Source organism: Salinispora tropica CNB-440 (assembly GCF_000016425.1).
In the GTDB taxonomy this organism is placed as follows: domain Bacteria; phylum Actinomycetota; class Actinomycetes; order Mycobacteriales; family Micromonosporaceae; genus Micromonospora; species Micromonospora tropica.
The window spans coordinates 3,843,650-3,863,393 of the sequence record NC_009380.1; the positions used below are offsets into that span (position 1 = coordinate 3,843,650).

At 69.8% G+C, this 19,744-nt stretch carries 16 protein-coding genes, 1 other RNA gene and 2 pseudogenes; 6 read left to right on the forward strand and 13 right to left on the reverse strand.

Going from position 1 to position 19,744, the window contains the following annotated elements; translation table 11 throughout:
* Positions 1 to 230: 230 nt before the first annotated feature.
* Positions 231 to 1,757: pseudogene (locus STROP_RS16785) on the reverse strand (FG-GAP repeat domain-containing protein); the annotation flags it as partial.
* 66 nt (positions 1,758 to 1,823) lie between these two features.
* On the opposite strand from STROP_RS16785, the gene STROP_RS16795 reads away from it, so the two are divergent.
* Positions 1,824 to 2,992 (forward strand): IS3 family transposase gene (locus STROP_RS16795; protein WP_085981790.1). Its coding sequence is split into 2 segments (ribosomal slippage): positions 1,824 to 2,108 and positions 2,111 to 2,992, totalling 1,167 coding nucleotides; the frame shifts between segments, so codons are not numbered across the junction.
* Positions 2,993 to 3,155: 163 nt separating this feature from the next.
* On the opposite strand, the pseudogene STROP_RS16800 reads toward STROP_RS16795, so the two are convergent.
* From STROP_RS16800 to rnpB, 3 genes and pseudogenes are all read right to left on the reverse strand, one after another.
* Positions 3,156 to 3,383 (reverse strand): annotated as a pseudogene (locus STROP_RS16800) (tyrosine-type recombinase/integrase); the annotation flags it as partial.
* A 157-nt stretch (positions 3,384 to 3,540) separates the two neighbouring features.
* Entirely contained in the window at positions 3,541 to 3,774 is a 234-nt protein-coding gene (locus STROP_RS16805; protein WP_012014561.1) for a hypothetical protein, read from the reverse strand.
* Positions 3,775 to 4,163: 389 nt separating this feature from the next.
* Positions 4,164 to 4,579, reverse strand: an RNA gene (gene rnpB / locus STROP_RS23340) — RNase P RNA component class A.
* Positions 4,580 to 4,692: 113 nt separating this feature from the next.
* Here rnpB and STROP_RS16810 point away from each other — a divergent pair.
* A complete protein-coding gene (locus tag STROP_RS16810) occupies positions 4,693 to 5,454 on the forward strand; it encodes a sulfite exporter TauE/SafE family protein (protein ID WP_012014562.1) in 762 nt (253 codons plus the stop codon).
* A 37-nt stretch (positions 5,455 to 5,491) separates the two neighbouring features.
* On the opposite strand, the gene STROP_RS16815 is transcribed toward STROP_RS16810, so the two are convergent.
* Genes STROP_RS16815 through STROP_RS16835 form a run of 5 tightly spaced genes read right to left on the reverse strand, consistent with a single transcriptional unit; the run spans position 5,492 to position 10,207 of the window.
* Positions 5,492 to 6,730 (reverse strand): bifunctional RNase H/acid phosphatase, encoded by a 1,239-nt coding sequence (locus tag STROP_RS16815; RefSeq protein ID WP_012014563.1) that lies wholly within the window; start codon positions 6,728 to 6,730, stop codon positions 5,492 to 5,494.
* Between the two features lie 2 nt (positions 6,731 to 6,732).
* Positions 6,733 to 7,470 (reverse strand): zinc ribbon domain-containing protein, encoded by a 738-nt coding sequence (locus STROP_RS16820; RefSeq protein ID WP_012014564.1) that lies wholly within the window; start codon positions 7,468 to 7,470, stop codon positions 6,733 to 6,735.
* On the reverse strand, positions 7,460 to 8,332 hold the full coding sequence (locus STROP_RS16825; protein ID WP_012014565.1) for a Nif3-like dinuclear metal center hexameric protein: 873 nt from the start codon (positions 8,330 to 8,332) through the stop codon (positions 7,460 to 7,462). The genes STROP_RS16820 and STROP_RS16825 overlap by 11 nt, the downstream gene beginning before the upstream one ends.
* A gap of 58 nt (positions 8,333 to 8,390) precedes the next feature.
* Complete coding sequence (locus STROP_RS16830) at positions 8,391 to 8,987, reverse strand: flavoprotein (RefSeq protein ID WP_012014566.1); 597 nt, start codon at positions 8,985 to 8,987, stop codon at positions 8,391 to 8,393.
* Entirely contained in the window at positions 8,984 to 10,207 is a 1,224-nt protein-coding gene (locus tag STROP_RS16835) for a helix-turn-helix domain-containing protein (protein WP_012014567.1), read from the reverse strand. Before STROP_RS16835 ends, STROP_RS16830 begins: the two co-directional genes overlap by 4 nt.
* A gap of 229 nt (positions 10,208 to 10,436) precedes the next feature.
* Here STROP_RS16835 and STROP_RS16840 point away from each other — a divergent pair, with 229 nt between their 5' ends.
* A complete protein-coding gene (locus tag STROP_RS16840) occupies positions 10,437 to 11,117 on the forward strand; it encodes a bifunctional DNA primase/polymerase (protein WP_187151552.1) in 681 nt (226 codons plus the stop codon).
* Between the two features lie 382 nt (positions 11,118 to 11,499).
* Positions 11,500 to 11,757 (forward strand): DUF3040 domain-containing protein, encoded by a 258-nt coding sequence (locus STROP_RS16845; RefSeq protein ID WP_018251831.1) that lies wholly within the window; start codon positions 11,500 to 11,502, stop codon positions 11,755 to 11,757.
* A 26-nt stretch (positions 11,758 to 11,783) separates the two neighbouring features.
* On the opposite strand, the gene STROP_RS16850 is transcribed toward STROP_RS16845, so the two are convergent.
* Positions 11,784 to 12,698, reverse strand: a complete 915-nt coding sequence (locus STROP_RS16850; protein ID WP_012014570.1) for an SWIM zinc finger family protein — start codon at positions 12,696 to 12,698, stop codon at positions 11,784 to 11,786.
* On the reverse strand, positions 12,695 to 15,847 hold the full coding sequence (locus STROP_RS16855) for a DEAD/DEAH box helicase (protein ID WP_012014571.1): 3,153 nt from the start codon (positions 15,845 to 15,847) through the stop codon (positions 12,695 to 12,697). Before STROP_RS16855 ends, STROP_RS16850 begins: the two co-directional genes overlap by 4 nt.
* 151 nt (positions 15,848 to 15,998) lie before the next feature.
* Between STROP_RS16855 and STROP_RS16860 the strand changes: the two genes are divergently transcribed.
* Complete coding sequence (locus STROP_RS16860; RefSeq protein ID WP_018831565.1) at positions 15,999 to 16,205, forward strand: hypothetical protein; 207 nt, start codon at positions 15,999 to 16,001, stop codon at positions 16,203 to 16,205.
* A gap of 5 nt (positions 16,206 to 16,210) precedes the next feature.
* Here STROP_RS16860 and STROP_RS16865 read toward each other — a convergent pair whose 3' ends face one another.
* Complete coding sequence (locus STROP_RS16865; RefSeq protein ID WP_012014572.1) at positions 16,211 to 17,359, reverse strand: polysaccharide pyruvyl transferase family protein; 1,149 nt, start codon at positions 17,357 to 17,359, stop codon at positions 16,211 to 16,213.
* 131 nt (positions 17,360 to 17,490) lie between these two features.
* Positions 17,491 to 18,288, reverse strand: a complete 798-nt coding sequence (locus STROP_RS16870; protein ID WP_012014573.1) for an alpha/beta fold hydrolase — start codon at positions 18,286 to 18,288, stop codon at positions 17,491 to 17,493.
* A 344-nt stretch (positions 18,289 to 18,632) separates the two neighbouring features.
* On the opposite strand from STROP_RS16870, the gene STROP_RS16875 reads away from it, so the two are divergent.
* Positions 18,633 to 19,553, forward strand: a complete 921-nt coding sequence (locus STROP_RS16875; protein WP_026275453.1) for a polysaccharide deacetylase family protein — start codon at positions 18,633 to 18,635, stop codon at positions 19,551 to 19,553.
* Positions 19,554 to 19,744 lie beyond the last annotated feature (191 nt).

Sequence of the window (19,744 nt, forward strand, 5' to 3'; positions counted from 1 at the left end):
GTGTAACGCCCCGACGCCCGCCGAGATTCCACCACCACCACGCCCCCACCACACACAAAAACACCCAAAACAGACAACGGTGACGCCGCCGTAGCGGGTGTGCCTCCCGCGCCGGTCATACAAACAGACCAGGAGGCAACACCCGCTCGGCAATGATCGGGCCCAGTACCCTCCGGCGAAGCCGACAGACCAAGAGTCTGCAACCGGTGGGCTGTGTCAGGCTGCGTAGATCAGGAAATGGGGCCGAACTCGGTTGGGTCGCCCCACCCCGGGCCGCCCGGCGTAGTCGCGGGGTAGAACCACACCTGCCCGCTCGCCGCCTCGCCTGCGATCAGGGCGTCGTACCCGTCCTGGTCGGTTTCAACTGAGACGAGTTCATCGCGCTCGGACCAGCCGCCACTCGCGACCTCAACTCGATCACCGAAGCCACCACCGGCCTTGCCCGGGTACAGCCACAGCTTGCCGGTGTCCTCCTCCACCGCCGCCAAGTCGTCGTATGAGTCGTCATTGAACCGGCCTCGCGCAAGAGTGCTGAGCGTGTTCCAGTTCGCGGCGTCGAGTTCGACGCTAGTCGCCCAGGTGCCGTTGCCGTACCCAGCCCACATACGCAGCTTGCCGGTGTTCGTGTCGATAGCGACGAGGTCGTCGTGGGCGTCGTCATCGAAACGGCCAGCGGTGAGCCGATCGAATCCATGCCAACCCGATCCGACCGGATCAGTGCCCTTGTAGCCCCAGTCGGTGCCACTCGCCGTGCCCGGCCACAGCCAGAGGTCGCCGGTGCTGGAGTTTGTGGCGAGCAGGTCGTCGTAGCTGTCCTCGTTAAACCGGCCCACGGTCAGATTCCAATACCCGGTCCAGCCCGAACCCACCTGAACTCGTGGGGCCCACAGGCCGGTACCCGTGCCCGGGTAAAGCCATAGTCGACCAGTACCTCTTTCGACGCCGATCAGGTCCGCGTGCTCGTCCCGGGTGAACTCGCCGGTGACCGCTTCCAGCAATCCGTGCGGCTGAAGCACCGGAACCCGCCCGATCGGTACGACCCGCTCACCAAGCGGGCCGCCAGCTGCGGTGCCGGGGTAGAGCCACAGTTGGTCGCGCTCGGTAGCGATCAGGTCGTCGTAGCCGTCAGGATTGAGCGCGCCGGCTGCGAGCGACGCTAGTGCGCTACCGCCCCCGGCAATCGTGCTCCGCTGGCCCCAGACCGCGCCACCAGTGGCGGTGCCGGGGTACATGAGGAGGTCTCCGGTGCCTCTCGCCAATGCCACAATGTCGTCGTAGCCGTCCCGGTTGAACCGGCCGGCGACCAGCTCGGTGAGTCCGCCCCAATTCTTGCCGATCTGCACGGAACTACTGAAGCCACCAGCACCATTGCCCGGCCACATTCTTAGCTGGTTCGTGGAGCGCGCGACCGCCACGATGTCGTCGTAGCCGTCCCGGTTAAAGCGGCCGGCGACCAGGTCGGTTTTGCCTTGCCAACCGTTGCCGACCTGCACGCCTTGCCCTAGCCCACCGGCACCGTCGCCCGGGAAGAGCCAGAGATCCTCGGTCGCGATTTCGATGGCGAGTAGGTCCTCGTTGACGTTCCCGCCGAACTGGCCGACAGTCAATTCGCGGTAGTCGGTCCAGACGATGTCCGGCCGGACCTGGATTCGGTCACCCCAAAGCCTATCGGTAGCGGTGCCAGGGTAGAGCCACAGTTTGCCGGTGCCCGGCTCGACCGCCATCACATCGTTACGGTTGTCTCCAGTGAACTCGGGGTCTGCTGCACCAGTAGGTGACATCTGAGTTGGCTTGCCCTGTGGGCGGGCTGGAAGGATGTCGCTGTGCCCAAGCCTTACCCCCGAGAGTTCCGTGATGACGTCGTGCAGGTGGCCCGTGACCGCGAGCCGGGCGTGACGGTCGAGCAGATCGCGAAGGACTTCGGGGTTCACCCGATGACGTTGTTCAAGTGGCTGCGTCAGGCCGACATCGACGCTGGTGCGAAGCCCGGTACGCCCAGTGGCGAGTCAGCCGAGCTGCGCGAGGCCCGCAAGCGGATCCGGTTGTTGGAGCAGGAGAACGAGGTCCTGCGTCGGGCCGCTGCTTACTTGTCGCAGGCGCATCTGCCGGGAAAAGGCTCTACCCGCTCGTGAGCGAGCTGGCCGCCGACGGGATCCCCGTCGCGGTGACGTGCCGGGTATTGAACATCGCTCGTCAGCCCTACTACCGGTGGCTCGGCCGGCCCGTCGGTGACGCCGAACTCGTCGCCGCTCATCGCGCGAACGCCTTGGTCGATGCCCACCGCGATGACCCGGAGTTCGGGTACCGGTTCCTGGTCGATGAGGCCCGCGCCGCCGGCCAGGCGATGGCGGAGCGCACCGGGTGGAAGATCTGCTCGGACAATGGCTGGTGGAGCGCCTTCGGTAAGCGCAAGAAGCGCGGCAAGGGTGGCAAGGTCGGTTCACCGGTTCACGACGACCTCGTGCAACGGGACTTCACCGCCGACGGCCCGAACCGGTTGTGGCTGGCCGACATCACCGAACACCGCACCGGCGAGGGCAAGCTCTACCTGTGCGCGATCAAGGACGTGTGGTCGAGGCGGATCGTCGGCTACTCCATCGACTCACGGATGAAGTCCCGGCTGGCCGTCAACGCGTTGCACAACGCTGTAGCCCGACGCGGCCGGCTGGCCGGCTGCGTGCTGCACACCGACCGTGGGTCGCAGTTTCGCAGCCGAAAATTCGTCCACGCCCTGCACCAGCATCACATGACCGGATCGATGGGCAGAGTCGGCGCCGCCGGCGACAACGCCGCCATGGAATCGTTCTTCGGGTTGCTGCAGAACAACGTCCTCGACCGGCGGACCTGGACCACCCGCCAGCAGCTCAGGACCGCGATCGTGACCTGGATCGAGCGGACCTACCACCGCCGCCGACGACAACACTCTCTGTCCCGGTTGACCCCTATCGAGTACGAGACCATCATGACCCCACCGGCCAGTCAGGCCGCGTGACTGAAACTGTCACCTATCGGTGCAGCAGACCCCTTCCTTCGCGGTGGATTGATCAGCGGTCCGCACAGTAGCGCCCACCCGAGACACTCCGGTCCTGACCATGTCGACGCGACTCATGTTCGCACTAGCGAGCTGGACATCCAGCTCCTGGTTACTGGCATCACTAGCGGTTTAGCAGGTCATCGATGGCAAGGCGGGTCCACTCCTCGCTAGAGGGCATGAGGTGGGTGTATACCCGGAGCGTGAAGCCGGGGTCGGAGTGCCCGAGGTACGAGGCAAGGGCCTTGGTGCTCTCCCCCTCGTCGAGCAGCGCAGAGGTGTAGAAGTGACGCAGTGCATGCATCCCGGTCGCCCGGGTCGAGACGATGCCGGCCACTTCGACTGCCGCGCGTGTGTCCAGTCCCACCACATGCATGACGAGTCCGTCCCACCCAGACGCTTGACAGTCGACCTTGGTTTGCGACGAGACTTAGCAGGGCGTGAAGACAGGAAGGGTGCCTGTGCGAAGCGGTGAGCCCGGCCGTCGGGCACCGCCCCACCGTCGGATCTCAGCTCAACGTGAGTTCGTCCGGGAAGCGCTCATGAAGCGCGGTCACCACATGGCGTAGGCAGTACTCAAGGCTGTGGCCGTCGACCCTGATCGACACACCGTCGAGCCGCTGACCCGAGATCACCACGGTCCAGGGCTCCCGCTCCCGCTCCCCGTCAATCTTGACCAGCCCGACCAGGCCCATCTCCCCGAGGTGCTCCAGCAGCTCCGGCACGCACTCGCCCCAGCTCATCCCTGAATGGGATCACCGAGGCCGCTACGGAAGCCAGCGGGGTCGGCCTGGTCGTGCGTCAGGGCTTCCGGCTGCCGCGCCAGTCCAACCCCGGGACTGGCTTGCCACCGAGTCACCGGGTCGCGGCACCAGCTCCACCGCCAGGACGTGCCCGACCCTCCCCCGCAACCGCCGGCTCGACTCCCCAGACCATCGAGCGCCGGCCGAAAGATAGCCACGACGACACAGGCAACCCGGAACGAAGCGAGACCAACTGAGCCAGCACTCAGGCCGTGGCCAGGCCGTCCCCAGGCCGTCAAATGTTGGCCGACGTTGACCAAAAGCAACCATCGACGCCCGGATATAACACCAGCTCAGAGCCTCTATCGGGGCTCTGAGCTGGTGGGCGACGGACGAGTCGACCTGTACGCCGGATTCTGTGCGCGGCGCGGGCCCGAGGGCTCGCGCCGGCGGCGGTCATCCATCTCGGCCTGCCGTCACCGACAGGCTCCAGCGGCCTACCCGCAGACATCGGGCGGGCAGCCCTCGATCGCCTGCGCGGGTCGTCGTCTCTGCGGATGACGGCCCCTTCTTGGCCTTGCTCCGGGTGGGGTTTACCGAGCCACCCCGGTCACCCGGGGTGCTGGTGGGCTCTTACCCCACCGTTTCACCCTTACCGTCCCCGTTAGGGAACGGCGGTCTGTTTTCTGTGGCACTGTCCCGCGGGTCACCCCGGGTTGCCGTTAGCAACCACCCTGCCCTGTGGAGTCCGGACGTTCCTCGACGGCGGGCTGGAACCCGCCGACGCGACCGCCCGGTCGACTCGTCCGTCGCGCACTCATCCTAACGACGCCGGTGCCGTGCCCAATTCCGCCCCGACGCGCCACACCGGCCTCCACGGGGTGAGCGGGGAGTCACGGCGTACTAGCCTGCCTGACCATGCACATCGCCGACGCCGCGCTGCTCGTCACCGCTGGTCTCGCCGCGGGCATGGTCAACGCGGTGGCCGGCGGGGGCTCGCTGATCACCTTCCCGGCGATGATCGCCGCCGGGCTGCCGCCAGTACCGGCGAACGTCAGCAACTCGGTGTCGGTCTTCCCCGGATACCTGGCGAGCGTCGCGGGTAGCCGTGCATACCTGCCGCGCGGTCGGGAGCTGTTGGCTCTGCTGCCTACCACCGTCCTCGGCACAGTCGCCGGTGCCGTACTCCTGTTGGCCACCCCGGCGCGAGCGTTCGAGCTGGTTGTTCCGTTTCTGGTGCTCGGGGCAACGGCGGTACTGGCCTTCCAGGGGCCGCTGCGCCGGTTCGTCGGGCACCCCCGCGACCGGTCGCCGCGCCACCGTACCGTCTCGGTGCAGGTCATGGTCGCACTCGCCGCGGTGTACGGCGGCTACTTCGGCGCGGCGCTGGGGTTGATGCTGGTGGCCGGTCTGGCGCTGGTGCTGGACGCGTCGCTGGTCCGAGTCACCGCCATCAAGAACCTGCTCTCGGCGGTGGTCGGGCTCACCACGTTGGTGGTGTTCGCGCTGTTCGGACCGGTGAACTGGGCAGCGGTTGCCCTGGTCGCACCGGCGACGCTGGTCGGCGGGTACGCGGGCGCGCGGCTGGTTCCCCGGCTGCCGCCGATGGTGCTCAGAACGGTGATTGTGGTCTTCGGGACAGCTGTCGGCCTGTACCTGCTCTGGCGGACCGGAAGCTGAGGTGGTCAGAAGCTGAACGGGCCGAAAGCCGGGGTGATCAGTCGGACGGGAGGTGAGCGGTGTCGTTGACGGAGCGAACGGCCACTCCGCCGTCGGGCCAGAAGTCCACCACGGAGATGCCGGCCGCGTCGAGGAACAGCCGATGCAACAGCGTGTCCCCGCCCCCGAGGGCGTCGCGCAGGATCAGCTTGATCGGCGAGACGTGCGAGACCACCACGACGGTCTCCCCCGGGTACGCCTTCAGCAGCGCGTCAACCGCCCGGCGGCTGCGGGTACCGACGTCGGCGAATGACTCTCCGTCAGGCGGGGCGACCGTCGTCGCGGCGAGCCAGGCGTCCATCTCTCCGGCCCAGCGCTCCCGCACCTCGGCGAAGGTACGGCCCTCCCAGACCCCGAAGTCGCACTCGACGAGGTCGTCGTTGTCGCGGACCGGCTTTCCGCCGAGCGCCGCGGCGATGGCTTCGGCGGTGTGCCGGCACCGGCTCAGTGGGGAGCTGACCACGGCCGCGGCCGACGGGGCCAGCGCAGCCACCCGGTTGGCGGTGGCTTCGGCCTGGGCCCGGCCTTGGTCGGAGAGGGACACGTCAAACCGGCCGGAGTAGCGGCGCTGTTCGGTGTAGTCGGTCGCCCCGTGCCGGACGAGAACCAGCCGGGTTGCCGTGAAGCTGGGGCGTGGCTCCCAGGAGGCAGGGGCGGTGGCCGGTTCGGTGCCGCTGGTACGGGTGGTGGCCGGTTCGGTGCCGCTGGTACGGGTGGTGGCCGCCCGGGCCGCCGCCTCGTGGGCTGCCGAGCGGGCCGGCGAGTCGGCTGCGGCCACCTGTCGGGGCTGCTCGGCAGCGCGCTTCGCCGGCCGGGCTGGAGCCCCGGCCGCGGCGTCCATGGCCGCGTTGGCCAGGGCGTCGGCGTGCTGGTTGCGGTTCCGCGGAATCCAGGTGAATCGGACGGCAGTGAATTGGTCGACCAGCCTTGCCGCCTGCGCGGCGAGTGGACGCAGACCAGGGTTTTTGATCTGCCATCGGCCGCACATCTGCTCGACCACGAGCTTGGAGTCCAACCGGGCTTCCACCTCGGCGGCCCCCAGCTCGACGGCGGCTTCCAGGCCGGCGATCAGGCCTCGGTACTCGGCGACGTTGTTGGTGGCGGTGCCGATCGCCGCTGAACGTTCGGCGAGTACCTCGCCGGTGCCGGGATCGCGGAGCACTGCGCCGTACCCGGCCGGACCGGGGTTACCCCGGGATCCACCGTCGGCCTCGACGACGACCACACGCGGTGCCACGACTACAGCCCGGACTCGTTGGTACGGATCATGATTCGACGGCACTCCTCGCAGCGCACCACGTCGTCCGGATCCGCGGCGCGAATTCGGGCCCGGTCCGCGCCGGAGAGCTCCAGCCGACACCCGCCGCACCGACCGGCGGTGAGCAGGGCCGCGCCGAGTCCGCTCTCCGCCCGAATCCGGTCATAGAGTGCGACCAGGTCACCGGGAAGGTCTGCGGCGAGAGGCTGGCGGGCGCCCCGCTTGAACTCCTCCTCCTTGGTGATCTCACTCAGGCTGTCATCGCGGCGTTGTTCGACGGCGGCCCGCTTCTCCCGGGCCTCGGTTAGCCGCTTCTCGATCCCGGCCAGGACGCCCTGCGCGGTCTCCCGCTGCTCCATCAGCTCCAGCTCGGCGTCCTCAAGGTCGCCCTGGCGGCGGTTGAGGGAGGCCAACTCGTGCTGGAGCGCCTCCAGCTCCCGGGCCGGGCCGACGCCGGCGGCGAGCCGGTCCTCGTCCTTGCGCTTGCGGGCTCGCACCTGGTCAACGTCCTGCTCCAGCCGGTCGATGTCCCGGTCCAGGTCAGCAATGGCTACCTGGGCGCGGGCGCGTTCGTCCTCCAGCGCGGACAGCTCCCGGGCGAGGGCGTCCAACTCGGCCCGCTCTGGCAACGTCCGACGACGGTGGGCGAGTTGGGCGAGGTTGGTGTCGATCCCGGCCAGGTCGAGCAGGCGGCGCTGGACTAACGGATCAGCCTTCACAGTCGGGCTCCTTGTCGTCCGCCGCAGGCGGGGCGGCATGTACGGTCCACGGGTCAGTCTCCAGGTCGGACACCAACGTCTCGACCCCCGTCGTCTCCCGCAGGACAACGGCCAGGTCGTCCAGCCACGGACGTTCGGTCGCCCAGTGCGCGGCGTCGAGCAGCGCCGGACCGCCGGTGGCCAGGTGCTCGCTGGTGGGATGATGCCGCAGGTCGGCGGTGAGGTAGGCGTCTACCCCGGCGGTCGTCGCAGCGGCGAGGAAGCCGTCGCCCGATCCACCGCTGACAGCGAGCGTACGCACCGTACGTCGCGGGTCACCGGCGGCACGTACGCCCCAGGCGGTGGCCGGGAGCACGGCGGCGGCGTGCCGGGTCAGCTCGGCGAGCGTCATCGGCTCAGGTAGCTTGCCGATGCGGCCGATCCCCCGGCCGGCGCCGTGCGCGGGTGCGCCGACGGCGGGGGGCGCCAGCGGCAGGAGCCCGGTCAGCCCGAATCGGGCGGCCAGCGCGTCGGAAACGCCCGGTTCGGCGACGTCCGCGTTGGTGTGCGCCACGTACAGCGCGACATCGGCCTTGATCAGCTGGTGGACAATCCGCCCCTTGTAGGTGGTCGGGGCGACCGACGACACCCCGCGCAGGAACAGCGGATGATGCGCCACGATCAGGTCGGCCCGGGCCTCAATCGCCTCGGCAACCGTCTCCGGCACCGCGTCCACCACGCAGAGCACCCGGCGGACCGGCGCGTTCGGGTCGCCGAGGACCAGACCGACGCGGTCCCACTCCTGCGCCCACGCCGGTGGGTAGCGCCGCTCCAACTCGGTCACCACGTCGGCGACTGTCGGCGGGAATTCGGGTGTCCTCACGGCGGGCCAGCTTACCGGCGAGGGTGGGGCAAGATTGCGTCGCCACCCGGGCGGGCGGTCAGGCGGCGCTGGTCGCCGCCGAGGGTTCCGGCAACGCGGCCACCACCGTCTCCCAGGGGAAGGCGGGTAGGTGGCGCTCAGCGGATCCGGGTGGATGCAGGGGTACGACGTGGTCACCGAAGAGCACGGTGACGCCCCATTCGGAGAGCCGACCGAGGGCCGTCCGGAACGCTGGATGGGCGGCCATCGCCGCGTTGGTGAACGGAACCGCTACCAGCGGCACCCCACGGCCCTGCGCCTCCACGAGCAGGCCGAGGGGCAGGGTGTCGGCTATCCCCGCCGCCCACTTGGTGACCGTGTTCACCGTGGCCGGGCAGACGATCATCGCGTCCGCCGGCGGTAGGACGTCCGGGTCGCCCGGATTCTTGTAGTGGCTACGGACCGGGTAACCGGTCTGTCGGGCCAGCGCCGGCTGGTCGACGAACTTGGCCCCGTCGGGGGTGGTGACAACACAGACCTCCCATCCGGCGTGCTGGGCCAGTTCCACGAGCCGGCCGACGCGCCGGGCCAGCGGCGAACCGCAGGCGATCACGTAGAGAACCCGGTTGGTAGTACTCGTCGGCGGCGACGTGGTCAGCAGAGCATCCAGACTCATATCCCGACTCCCATATGTTCAGCCAACTCCGCGATCGAGGCGGGTGGGGTGCCACGGGTACGACGCAGAATGTCGGACATCACCTCGTGGGCGATCGGCCGGCAACGAATCTCCGACGGGGCGAGCCGGTCACCCTGCAACAGCATCTCGCCGGCGTTCACCACGTCACCAACCTGTGCGTAGCCCCGGGCGATGTCGAGCAGGTGGTGGGCGCGGCGCTCGGGTAGCAGAGCGTTGAACTCCGGCCCGATGCGCTGGTGGACCTCCACCGCCCGGCCGCCGTCGCCCAGCTCGACGGCCGCCGCGGCGCGGTGCAGCTCCACGTTGGTGGGCCCGAAGGAGGTCCAGTAGTGGTTCTGGTCGCCACCGAGCAGGCTGGCGGCCTCGTCGGCGCCGCCCAGCAGGTCATCCACTGTGGCGGTGTCACCGATCCGGGAGGCGGCCATCGCGCCCTGGAGCAGCAGCATGCCGTAGACCGACAGCCGGTCCGGGGTGACGTCGTTGCCACCGCCCGGGGCCAACCGGTTCGCGATGGCGACATTTACCTCCAGTGCCGGGAAGGGGCGTCCCATCGCGACGAGCGCGTTACCGACCCGGGTGGTGGCGATGCCGGCCAACAGCGGATCGTCGGCCCGTTGGGCGACCGCCATCGCCCGATCGGCGGCGAGCCACGCCAGGTCGAACTCCCCCAGCTTGCGCAGGACCGACGAGGCAATCTGGTAGACCTGCCCGAGCAGGTGCGCCGCCTCCCGGTTGTCGTCGCCTCCGAAGCCGGCGTCGGCCGCCTGAGCGTCCCGCAGAAGCTTGGGCAGCGAGCGAGTCAGCATCCCGTACCGGCCGTACTGATAGGTCAACCAGGCGTGGGTGACGGCCTTGCGCATGTCGGGCAGGGGCGGCGGGTACGGTGCCGCGTCGAAGTAGGCGCTCATCGCGTCGTACCGCTCCAGCGCCGCCCGAATCTCCTGCACCTCGGTCTGGTCGATGCAGTTCAGCGCGTCAGAACGCCGTTCCGGGTCCTTGCCGAGTAGGAGCTGCACGTCAACCCGGAGGGTGTCGGCGATCTCGTAGATGACGGAGAACTTGTCCAGCCGACGCACTCCGCGCTCGACCTTGTCCACCCAGCTTTTCGACTTACCCAGCCGGTCTGCGAAGACCTGCTGGGACATCTTGCGTCGCCCCCGCCAGTAGGCCACCCGACGCCCGATGGGTAGCTCGTCCATGTCCCATCCCTTTCTACACATCCAGCCCGGCTGATCAGCCGGATTCGTGGCGGGCACGGCGCTTTGTTCAGGTTTCTTCCGGTCGCACAGCATGTGCGTCAGCTGATCAGCCGAGGCTCCTACCGTTCATGCAAGTTGCATCGGCCGTTCGTCGACTCAACGATCGCGGGTCGAGGCAGTGACGGTGCCCGACAGACGACACCGGCACGACCGGAATCGGCGAGGAGAGATGGCACATATGTGGGGGAATATCGGACCGCGGGTCGCTCAGCTGTCGCCCCTGGAACGGGTACGGCTGCGCCGCGTCGCCGTACGCTACGCGCTGCACGGCTGGGAGGTGACGCCCGGCGCGTTCCTGGCCCGCAGCCGCTTCGTCTGCGGGCGGGCGGGCTGCCCCACCGTCGGCTGTCATCCTGCGTTGGTGGACTGGGAGCACTCCGCCAGTTCCGACCCGGCCCGGGTCGCGACGTGGTGGCGTACCCGGCCGCACGGCGTTCTGCTACCCACCGGGCGGGCCTTCGACGTCCTGGAGGTGTCGGCCCACCTCGGACGAGACGTACTCCTCGCGGTCCAGAACCATCCGGCCGGCCCGGGAGTACGCGGGCCGGTGCTGTCCACTCCCACCGGCCGGTGGATGTTCCTGGTCCGACCCGGCGACCCGCTTCGACCCGAACTCGAACACTGCTTCCACGTGGTACGGCACGGCCCGGGTTCGTGGATCCCCGCACCGCCGACGCGGCTACCCGAGGGTGCCGTGCGTTGGGTGGTCGCCCCGGAGCAGGCACGCTGGCAGCTCCCCGACTCGTACCTGTTGCAGAACAGTCTGATCGCCGAGTTACGGGCGAACGGGGTGCCGCTGGCAGCGGAGCTGGTCCCCGGCCACCTGCCGCTTCCTCGGCAGGGTTGCTGACCGGCACCGCACCGACCAGCCGGAGCGCGGTGCGCCACCTCCCCAACCGCCCATCGGGCCATCCAGGCAGAAGGTACTCAGCAAGTAAAAGATGCACTATCCACGGCCATATCCAACCTAGGATTCCAAACCATCCCTAAGGGGCACTGAGCCCGCCCTAAGGACACCGAGCCAGACCACACGCTGGTCGTCGGCACCACACCGCGCCGACCCGAGACGCCGTCCACGCCGCGCTGGACAACCGCACGGCGCCACCGACGTAGCCGCTGCGTTCAGGGCAGCACCGGGCGCGGGCACCTCGGAAAGTGTCAGCAGCAGGAGCGTGAGCCGCCACCGCAGCGGGTATGCCCGGCGAACCGCTGAACACGTGAGGGGAAGGCACATGCTCAGCAAAGAGGATCAGCGCAGGTTCGAGCAGATCACCCGTAACCTCCGGGAGAGCGACCCAGCATTCTTCGCCCGGCTGGACCATCGGGCGAAGGGCCACCGCGGCCGGTGGTTGATGCTGTTGACCATCGTGCTCTGGGCAGCGCTTCCGGCAACAACTGTGCTTGCCGGCCCGATGGCTGGCGCCATCTGCGCGGTGGTCCTGGTAGCCAACGCCGTGGTCATGTGGCGCTTCCGGCGCCGCTGGCTATGAGTCACCCGGCCTTCCGCCACGGGCGGTCAGCCGGTGCCCTGCTCGCCGAGCCGCCGATACGCTCGGCGTAGTCGCTCCACCAGCCCGGGGCCACCGATAGCCGGGGCAGGCGCACCGAGCTGCCGTAGCAGCAGCTCGGTCCCCGTCGCCAACGTTGGCGGCCGGTCGGGCAGCGGAACCGGCGAGGACCAGAACCGGTCCACCGCGTCGGCCAGCGACGCTGGCGGCAGACCCGCCACCGACCGCGCGGCACCGGTCACCGGCGCCGACGACACCTCGTCCGAATCGGACCGCTCGGGTACGGCAGCGGCACCACCCCGGCGCACCCGCAGCCGGTCCAGCAGCTCGTCTCGGCCACGGCCGCGCCAGTGCAGCAGCGCGAACGGGTCGGCGTCGAACGCCTCGGCGAGTAGGTAGAAGGTCGCGGCGAGATGTTTGCACGGCACGGCGCCATCGGGGCAGCTGCACCACTGGCCCAGCTCGGCCAGGCCAACCGGGAAGAGCGGCGCACCAGCCGCGACGAATAGCTCCTCCAGCTCAGCGGGGAGATCACCGGCGAGTAGGCGCGCACTGAAGAACGCCTGCGCGGCCAGCTCCTCCTCCACTCGGGCCCAGAGCGTCGCCGGGAAGGGCGCCAGCGTGATCCGCACCTCGTACGGCCGGGATCGCGAGCCCTGCACAGCGGCCGTCACCTCGCCCGGCGTCACGTCCAACCGCAGCACCTGCCCCGCCCGGGCGTACGACCGACCACGGGTGAGGCGAGTGCCCAGTGCGAAGGACTCCAGCACCTCCAGGAAACGGCGGGACCACCAGGAGGTGCCGATCGCGCCACGGGTGCTCCGTGCCCGCAGCCCGCCCTCGACCCTGCGGGGTGGACCGTACTCGGCGAACCGGTTGGCCGGGCGGCCTGGCTGGTCACTGCCGGTATCCCGTGGGCTCATTCGGCCACCGCCCCGGACTCCAGCTGGAACAGCTCCCGCAGCTGCGCCGTGGACAGCTCGGTAACCCACTGCTCACCGGCACCCACCACCGTCGAGGCGAGCCGACGCTTGTCGGCGATGAGCGCGGCGACCTTCTCCTCCACCGTGCCGGCGCAGACAAACTTGCGGACCTGAACGCGCCGCCGCTGCCCGATGCGGAACGCCCGGTCCGTGGCCTGGTCCTCCACCGCCGGATTCCACCAGCGGTCAACGTGCACGACATGGTTGGCCGCGGTCAGGGTGAGACCGGTACCACCGGCCTTGAGCGAGAGTACGAAGAGCGCGGGGCCGTCCGGGGACTGGAACCGCGTCACCATCGCGTCCCGGTCGGCCTTACCGACGCCGCCGTGCAGGAACAGCGTCTCCTGTCCGAACCGGGCCGACAGGTGGCCGCGCAGCATGCCGCCGAACTCGGCGTACTGGGTGAAGAGCAGGGCCTTCTCCCCCGCGACAAGCACCTCGTCGAGGATCTCCTCCAGCCGGGCCAGCTTGCCGGAGCGGCCGACCAGCGCCGAGTTGTCCCGCAGCAGGTGCGCCGGGTGGTTGCAGACCTGCTTGAGCCGGGTCATGGCGGCCAGCACGAGCCCACGTCGCTCGATGCCCTCGCTGGACTCGATCTGGGCCATCATGTCGTCCACCACCGCACGGTAGAGGGCAGCCTGTTCCGCGGTCAGGTTGCACACCACCTCCATCTCCAGCTTCTCTGGCAGGTCGGAGATAACCGAAGAGTCGGTCTTGAGGCGACGCAGCACGAACGGGCCGGTGATCCGGCGCAGCCGCTCGGCCGCCTCCGCGTCGCCGTGTCGCTCGATCGGTTCGGCGTACCGCTTCTTGAACTCGGCGGCCGGGCCGAGCAGACCGGGATTGGCGAACTGCATGATCGACCAGAGGTCGGCGAGCCGATTCTCCACCGGGGTGCCGGTGACCGCGATCCGATGCCGGGCGGGCAACGCCCGGACCGCCTCGGCTTGCCGCGTCGAGGCGTTCTTGATGGCCTGTGCCTCGTCCACCACCACCCGATGCCAGTCGACCCCGGCCAGCTCCCCCGCATCGCGGGCAGCCACCGTGTAGGTGGTGAGGACCAGGTCCGCTGCCTCCACCGCCGCGGTGAACGCCGCCCCGCGGGCCCGCTCGGCGCCGTGATGCACATGGACCCGTACGCCCGGGGTGAAGGTCGCCGCCTCCCGCTGCCAGTTACCGACCAGTGACATCGGACAGACCAACAGGGTCGGACCGACGCCCGGCGGGTCACCAGCGAGCAACGCGAGTAGCTGTACCGTCTTGCCGAGACCCATGTCGTCAGCGAGCACCCCGCCGAGGCCGAGGGACTGCAGAAAGGACAGCCAGGCCAGCCCTCGCCGCTGGTAGGGGCGGAGAACGCCCTGGAACGACGGAACCGCGTCCACCGGGGTGAGTTGCCGCTCCACAGCTCCGGCGAGCAAGTCACCCAACGCACCGTCGGCCGCCACCTCGAGCACCGGCAGCGCGTCGGTAGCAGGGTCGGAGAGGCCGAGCCGCAGCAGGTCGCCGACGGTCAGCTCGCCGGCGGAACGGAGCAGCCGCAGGCCGGCGGCGAGACGTTTCGGGTCCAGCTCCACCCAGCGCCCACGCAGGCGGACCAACGGAGATTTCAGCGCGGCCAGCGACTCCAGTTCCTCGGCGGTCAGCGGCTGGTCGCCGAGGGACACCTCCCAGCGGTAGTCGACCAGGGCATCCAACCCCACCCCGTCGCCAGCCCCGGCGACGGTGCCCGGGGCGGTACGGCTCTGGGCCTGTAGTCGAGCGCCGAGCCGGGACGACGGACGCTGCCACCACGAGGGCAACAGCACCGCGAACCCGGCTGCGTGCAGCACCGGCGCGCCGTCGCGTAGAAAGCGATGCGCGCCCGCGGCGTCCAGCTCCAGCGCCTCTGGAGTGGCGGTGCGCAGGGCCGAGTTCAGCTCCGGCCAGAGTCGGCTGGCCCGCCCCAACTCGGTCAGCAGGGCCTCCTGCGGAGCGGCCGGGCCCGGTAGGGCCGCCGACTCGTGCCAGATCCGCACGGCGTCAACATGCAGACCCGGCTGGTCGGCCGGCTGTAGGCCGAACTCGACCCGCCACGACCCCTCGGCCGCGGCCAGCCCCCCGGCCGCCGCCTCAAAGAGTCCGTCCGTCGGCGGCTCCACCAGCCGGAAGCTGGCCCGGACCGAACCTCCCACAGCGTCGCGCTGCCAGGCGTCCAACTCACCGCGCAGGGTGTCGAGCTCCGCCGAGTCGGCGGTGAAGTCACGACGCGGGCCGGTGAGCGCCGCGAGCCAGGCCGCGACCGCGCCCCGCGGACGGGCTCCCCGGGTAAGGGAGGTCTCCGCGAGGGCAGCCCGTACGGCCGCGTCGGTGAGCGCGTCGAGCGCCTCGACCACCAGTTCACCTGGTTCCCCGGCGGCTGCGGTCGGTCGCCTCGTACGAGCCTGCGGCGGCACACCACCGTTGGCGGGCGTTTCCGGTCCGCCGGGTACGGCGAGTGGAGCCGGATCGATCTCGACGGCGGCACGGACCGCGGGCGGCAGGGCGAGGGCGAGGGCCCGGGCCCAGCCAGCGTCCACGCCGGTGAGCAGGGGCTGCCACACCGCCCAGGCGGCGCTGGCACGTTCCTTCGGTGGCCGGACGCCGGGCAGGACCCGACCACGGGCGGCGAGGTCCACGGCGAAGGCCGCCAGCTCCGCGAGGTGACGCAGAGTGGCACCGGGTACGGCGTCAGGTAGAGCGCCGGCCGCGGTGATCTGGGAGAGCAGCGACAGGGCGGCGTCCGGGGCGTAAACCAGGGCGGGCACCCGCCACCCGGCCAACGTGACCGGCCCACGGAGCGGCTCGACCGACGCGGTGCGGACCAGCTCCGGCGAGTCCAGCGGCGAACCAGCTCGGGTGGGCAGGGTGAGCAGTGCCGTGCCGGGCTCGGTCGGCTCGGCGACCTCGGCCAGAGCTGCCGCAAGCACGGGGTGACCGGCGGCGAACGGGTGGGGTCGCTCGCGGGGCGCCCGCCCGGCCCGGCGCGGCGCCCGAGGCGGCGACGCGCTGTCCTCGGCCCAGATGGCGAGCCCGATGCCGAGCCGCCACGACCCGTGGACAACCAGCACGCGTTCTCCCCTCGTTGGCGCCCCGGCCCAGGATAGGCGGGGCGGCAGCGAGGCTCCTCACCGCTGTAGCAGACCTGTTCCTGAGCTGTACCCGTTTTCCGGGGGCGGCGCTTCCGCTACGCGGTCCCGCCGGTCGGGGCAGGATGGGCGCATGGCGCCAACCGTGGAGATTCCGCTGGCCGGTGGTTCGTCCGACGGGCAGACCGTCACCGTCGAATTGGACCCGAACGGTCGCCCACCGCTGACCCACCACCACCTCGGCGACGGCGGGCTCGCCGAAGCCGAGATCTACGAGCTGGAGACGGTGGGGGGAGATGCCCGGAGGTGGCGCTACTGTTGGCGGGGCCCGGCGGTCTGACCGGCTCACCCCTCCACGGAGACCAACGACCGGGTCCGGAGACTCTCCAGCACCGAGCGGGTTACCTTCGAGGTGCCCCGGGCCTCCTCGCACACCTCGGCGACCCGCCGGGCGGTGGCCTCGGCGCGCTGCTCCCGTTCGTCCCACAGCCGGTCGACCTCGGCCAGCAGCGGGCCCTCGACCTCCCGCTCCACCCCGCGAAGGGCGGGGACGCCGAGCCGCTGGGCCAGGTCGAAGACCTTGCCGGCGTACGGCAGGGGGAGGAACGGGGTGTTCACCATCGCGGCGAAGATCAGAAAGTGCAGCCGCATGCCGACCGCCAGATCGAAGTGGCGCATCAGGCCGAGCACCTGCTGGGGGGAGTAGCTGCCGTGCAGGATGCGCCCCCGTTCGGCGGCGACCATGTGTGACAGCACGCCGTGGGAGTGCCGGATATCGTCCCGTTCCATCGGGACGAAGAGGACATCGGCGTCGATTCGGTGTACCAGGAAGTCGCCGATCTGGGCCAGGAGCCGGTGGTAGCCGTCGACATCGAGCCGTTCAGCGGCCCGCCCCGGTTCCCGCACACTCATGCCGACCAGACGCCGGCCCGCTGGCACCCCCTCCTCCCGGAGTAGGTGCACGGGGAAGTCCTCGGGCTCCAGGAGAAACGCCGGATCCGCGGTGACCGTGATCGGGTTGAGCAGCCCAGCCTCCTCCAGAAGCATCCGAGACTCCTGGTCCCGCACCGTGACCTGGGTCGCCCCGGCCAGCGTCTCGCGGACCATCCCGGTGTCCACCATCTCGCTGAGCGGGCCGACCCCCACCGCGTAGGTGAGCAGCGGCAGGCCGCGCTCCTGCGCAACCCGGACCACCCGCAGGTAGCGGCGGGCCTCCTGGTCGTAGAGGATGCCGCCGCCCCCCAGGATGAGCAGATCGAGCTGGGCCAGCAGCGGGGACGAGTCGGTGCGGCTCACCCCCTCCCACGGCACCGCCTCCACCTCCGGGTGAGCCGTCCGGGTGTGATCGGGGTTGCGGGAGAAGACGATGATCCGTGCGTTCGGCTCCTGCTCGCGCAGGTCGGTCAGAAGGCCGGTGAGGATCGCCTCGTCACCAAGGTTGCGACCGCCGTACGAGCCGAGCACACCGATGGTCAGGCCGGTGCCAGCTGTCATCCGTCGCTCCTCCCGGGTCCGTCCAGGCGGATTTCCCGGTACGCCGAGGAACAGTCCTGCCCTGGACGCGCGGCGGTTCAGGAGCGGCCGGGCGGGGGGCGGGTGACCGTCGCCCTGACCGGGGTCCGGCGTCAGCCGGGTGGACCGGCGGGGTGGGTGAGGAAGGGCAGCACCGCCGCCGGCAGGGCCGGGGACGAGAGGATGTCGTAGTGGGTGAGGCCGGGCAGCACCGCCAACCGAGCCGCCGACCGACCGGTGCCGTCCCATCCGGCGTCCCGGTGACCGCCGCCGAGCAGCCCGTAGAACTCCACCATGTGCGCGGTGGTCACCGAGTCCGCGTCGGCGAAGACCAGCAGTGTGGGCAGGACGAGGGCGGCCACCTCCGCCGACCAGTCATACTCGCGCCGCAGCAGCTCCCCCGACTTGGCCCACAGCCGGGGCCACTCCGCCGGCCGGGGCGCTACCCGGGCGTAGCGCCGATGTGCTGGAGTACCCCGCATCCGCTCCCCCGCCGCCTCGTCCTGCTGGGCCATCGTGGTGAGGGTCTCTGGGTACCAGCCCTGCTGGCGGCATGGCGCGGAGACCACCACCAGTCGGCCGACCAGGTCCGGATGCTGGATCGCGGTACGCAGCCCCACCCCGCCGCCCAGCGAGTATCCGAGCACGTCAACCTCGGGCAAACCCAGCCTCATGATCAAAGCGGCGACATCGTCGGCCAGTGACTCGTACCGAAGCGGACGGCCCACGTCGGCGGTACGGCCATGCCCCTGAAGATCCACCGCAAGGACCCTGCGCCGCTCCGTCAGTGCTGGCAGGAGCGGGGCGAACATGTCGGTCGACCCGAAGCCGCCGTGCAGCAACACCAGCGGGCGTCCGGTGCCGTGCCACTCGTACCACATTCGAAGCCCGCTGACCTCGGCGTAACTCACGGCTGCCCACCCGGCCTCCGGCGGCCCGCACCACGCCGTCTCGCCGATGGCGGGCGGCGCCCCGCCGACGAGAACGGCCACACCAGCAACGGCATGAGAACCCAGCGAGGTCGGTCCCGCCCCGCGCCACCGTGCATACCGGCGATCCTATGGCGCGGAGGTCGCCGTCGGTACTGACTGTTCAAGGCCTACCGCGGAAACTCACGAGCCGTGCCGGAGCCTTCGAGCCTCGACAAAATTCGAACATACCTCACGTTGGTCAGTATGATCCCCTAATGACAGGCAGGCCGAAGGAAGCCAGAAGTCGAGAACAACCGAAACAATCAGTCAGTCGCAGAAAACTGATGACGCTGACCGGCGTCGGAACGCTCGGTGGGCTAACTGTCCTCGCCGGGGCGAAACTAGCCCCATGGTGGACCGACCGCAGTCCCCAGGGAAACGGTACTGCCTGGACAGGGCCCGTCGAGACAGGCGCCAGCCCCGCGCCACCATCACCAACGGCTAACGCCACCGGCGCGCTACCACCCCGGCAGGAGATCATCAACCAGTACGGTGCCCGGACACCACACTACTGGGGGTTACACCCGGAGAATTCCTGGTCGACGTTCCCGACCGACACCCCGTTGGCTCGTGACTCCGTCTGCCTGACATTCGACGCGTGCAGCGACAGCAGCGGTTACGACGAGCGGCTGATCGACACCCTACGTGCGCACCGCGTACCGGCGACGTTATTTGTCAACCAACGCTGGGCGACCAGCCATCGCCGGGAGTTCGAAAGCCTCGTCGCCGACCCCCTGTTCGAGATCGGCAATCACGGCACCAACCATCGTCCGTTATCAGTTACCGGTCGCACCGCGTACGGAATCGCCGGCACGAAGAGCGTTGGCGAGGTGTACGACGAGATCGCCGGAATGCACACGTGGATGGCCACCAACTACGACCTCCAACCACAGTTCTTCCGCCCCGGAACAGCCCACGCTGACAACGTGGCCACAGAGGTGTCCCGGGCGATGGGTGAGTGGATCGTCATGTTCAGCGTAAACGGCGACTCGGGCGCCACCGCAAGCGCCAACCAGGTCTACGAGCAGTTCCTGCGGCTCCGCCCCGGCGGAATCCTGCTGGCACACTTCAACCGACCCGGGTCGGAGACAGCCGCCGGCGTCGAACGCGCACTTCCAGTTCTCATCGGACGCGGCCTACGTTTTCGACGACTCGACGACGTGCTTCCTGCTGCCGCTTCTCCGGCGCAGCCTCCCCGTTGGTGAACCGTCGGCACCAGGCGAAGCCGGTGCCACGGCCGTATTCGTCGTAGCACGCTCGCGGCACCCTTTGACCAGCACCCGCACCCGGCCCCCTCGAAAGTGGTCCGCTCCGGCCGTCCGAGGGCGGTTTCGCCACGCACGCCACCCCCGCCGGGCGACGATCAGGTGTGCGGATCCAGCGGGGACAGGGATGA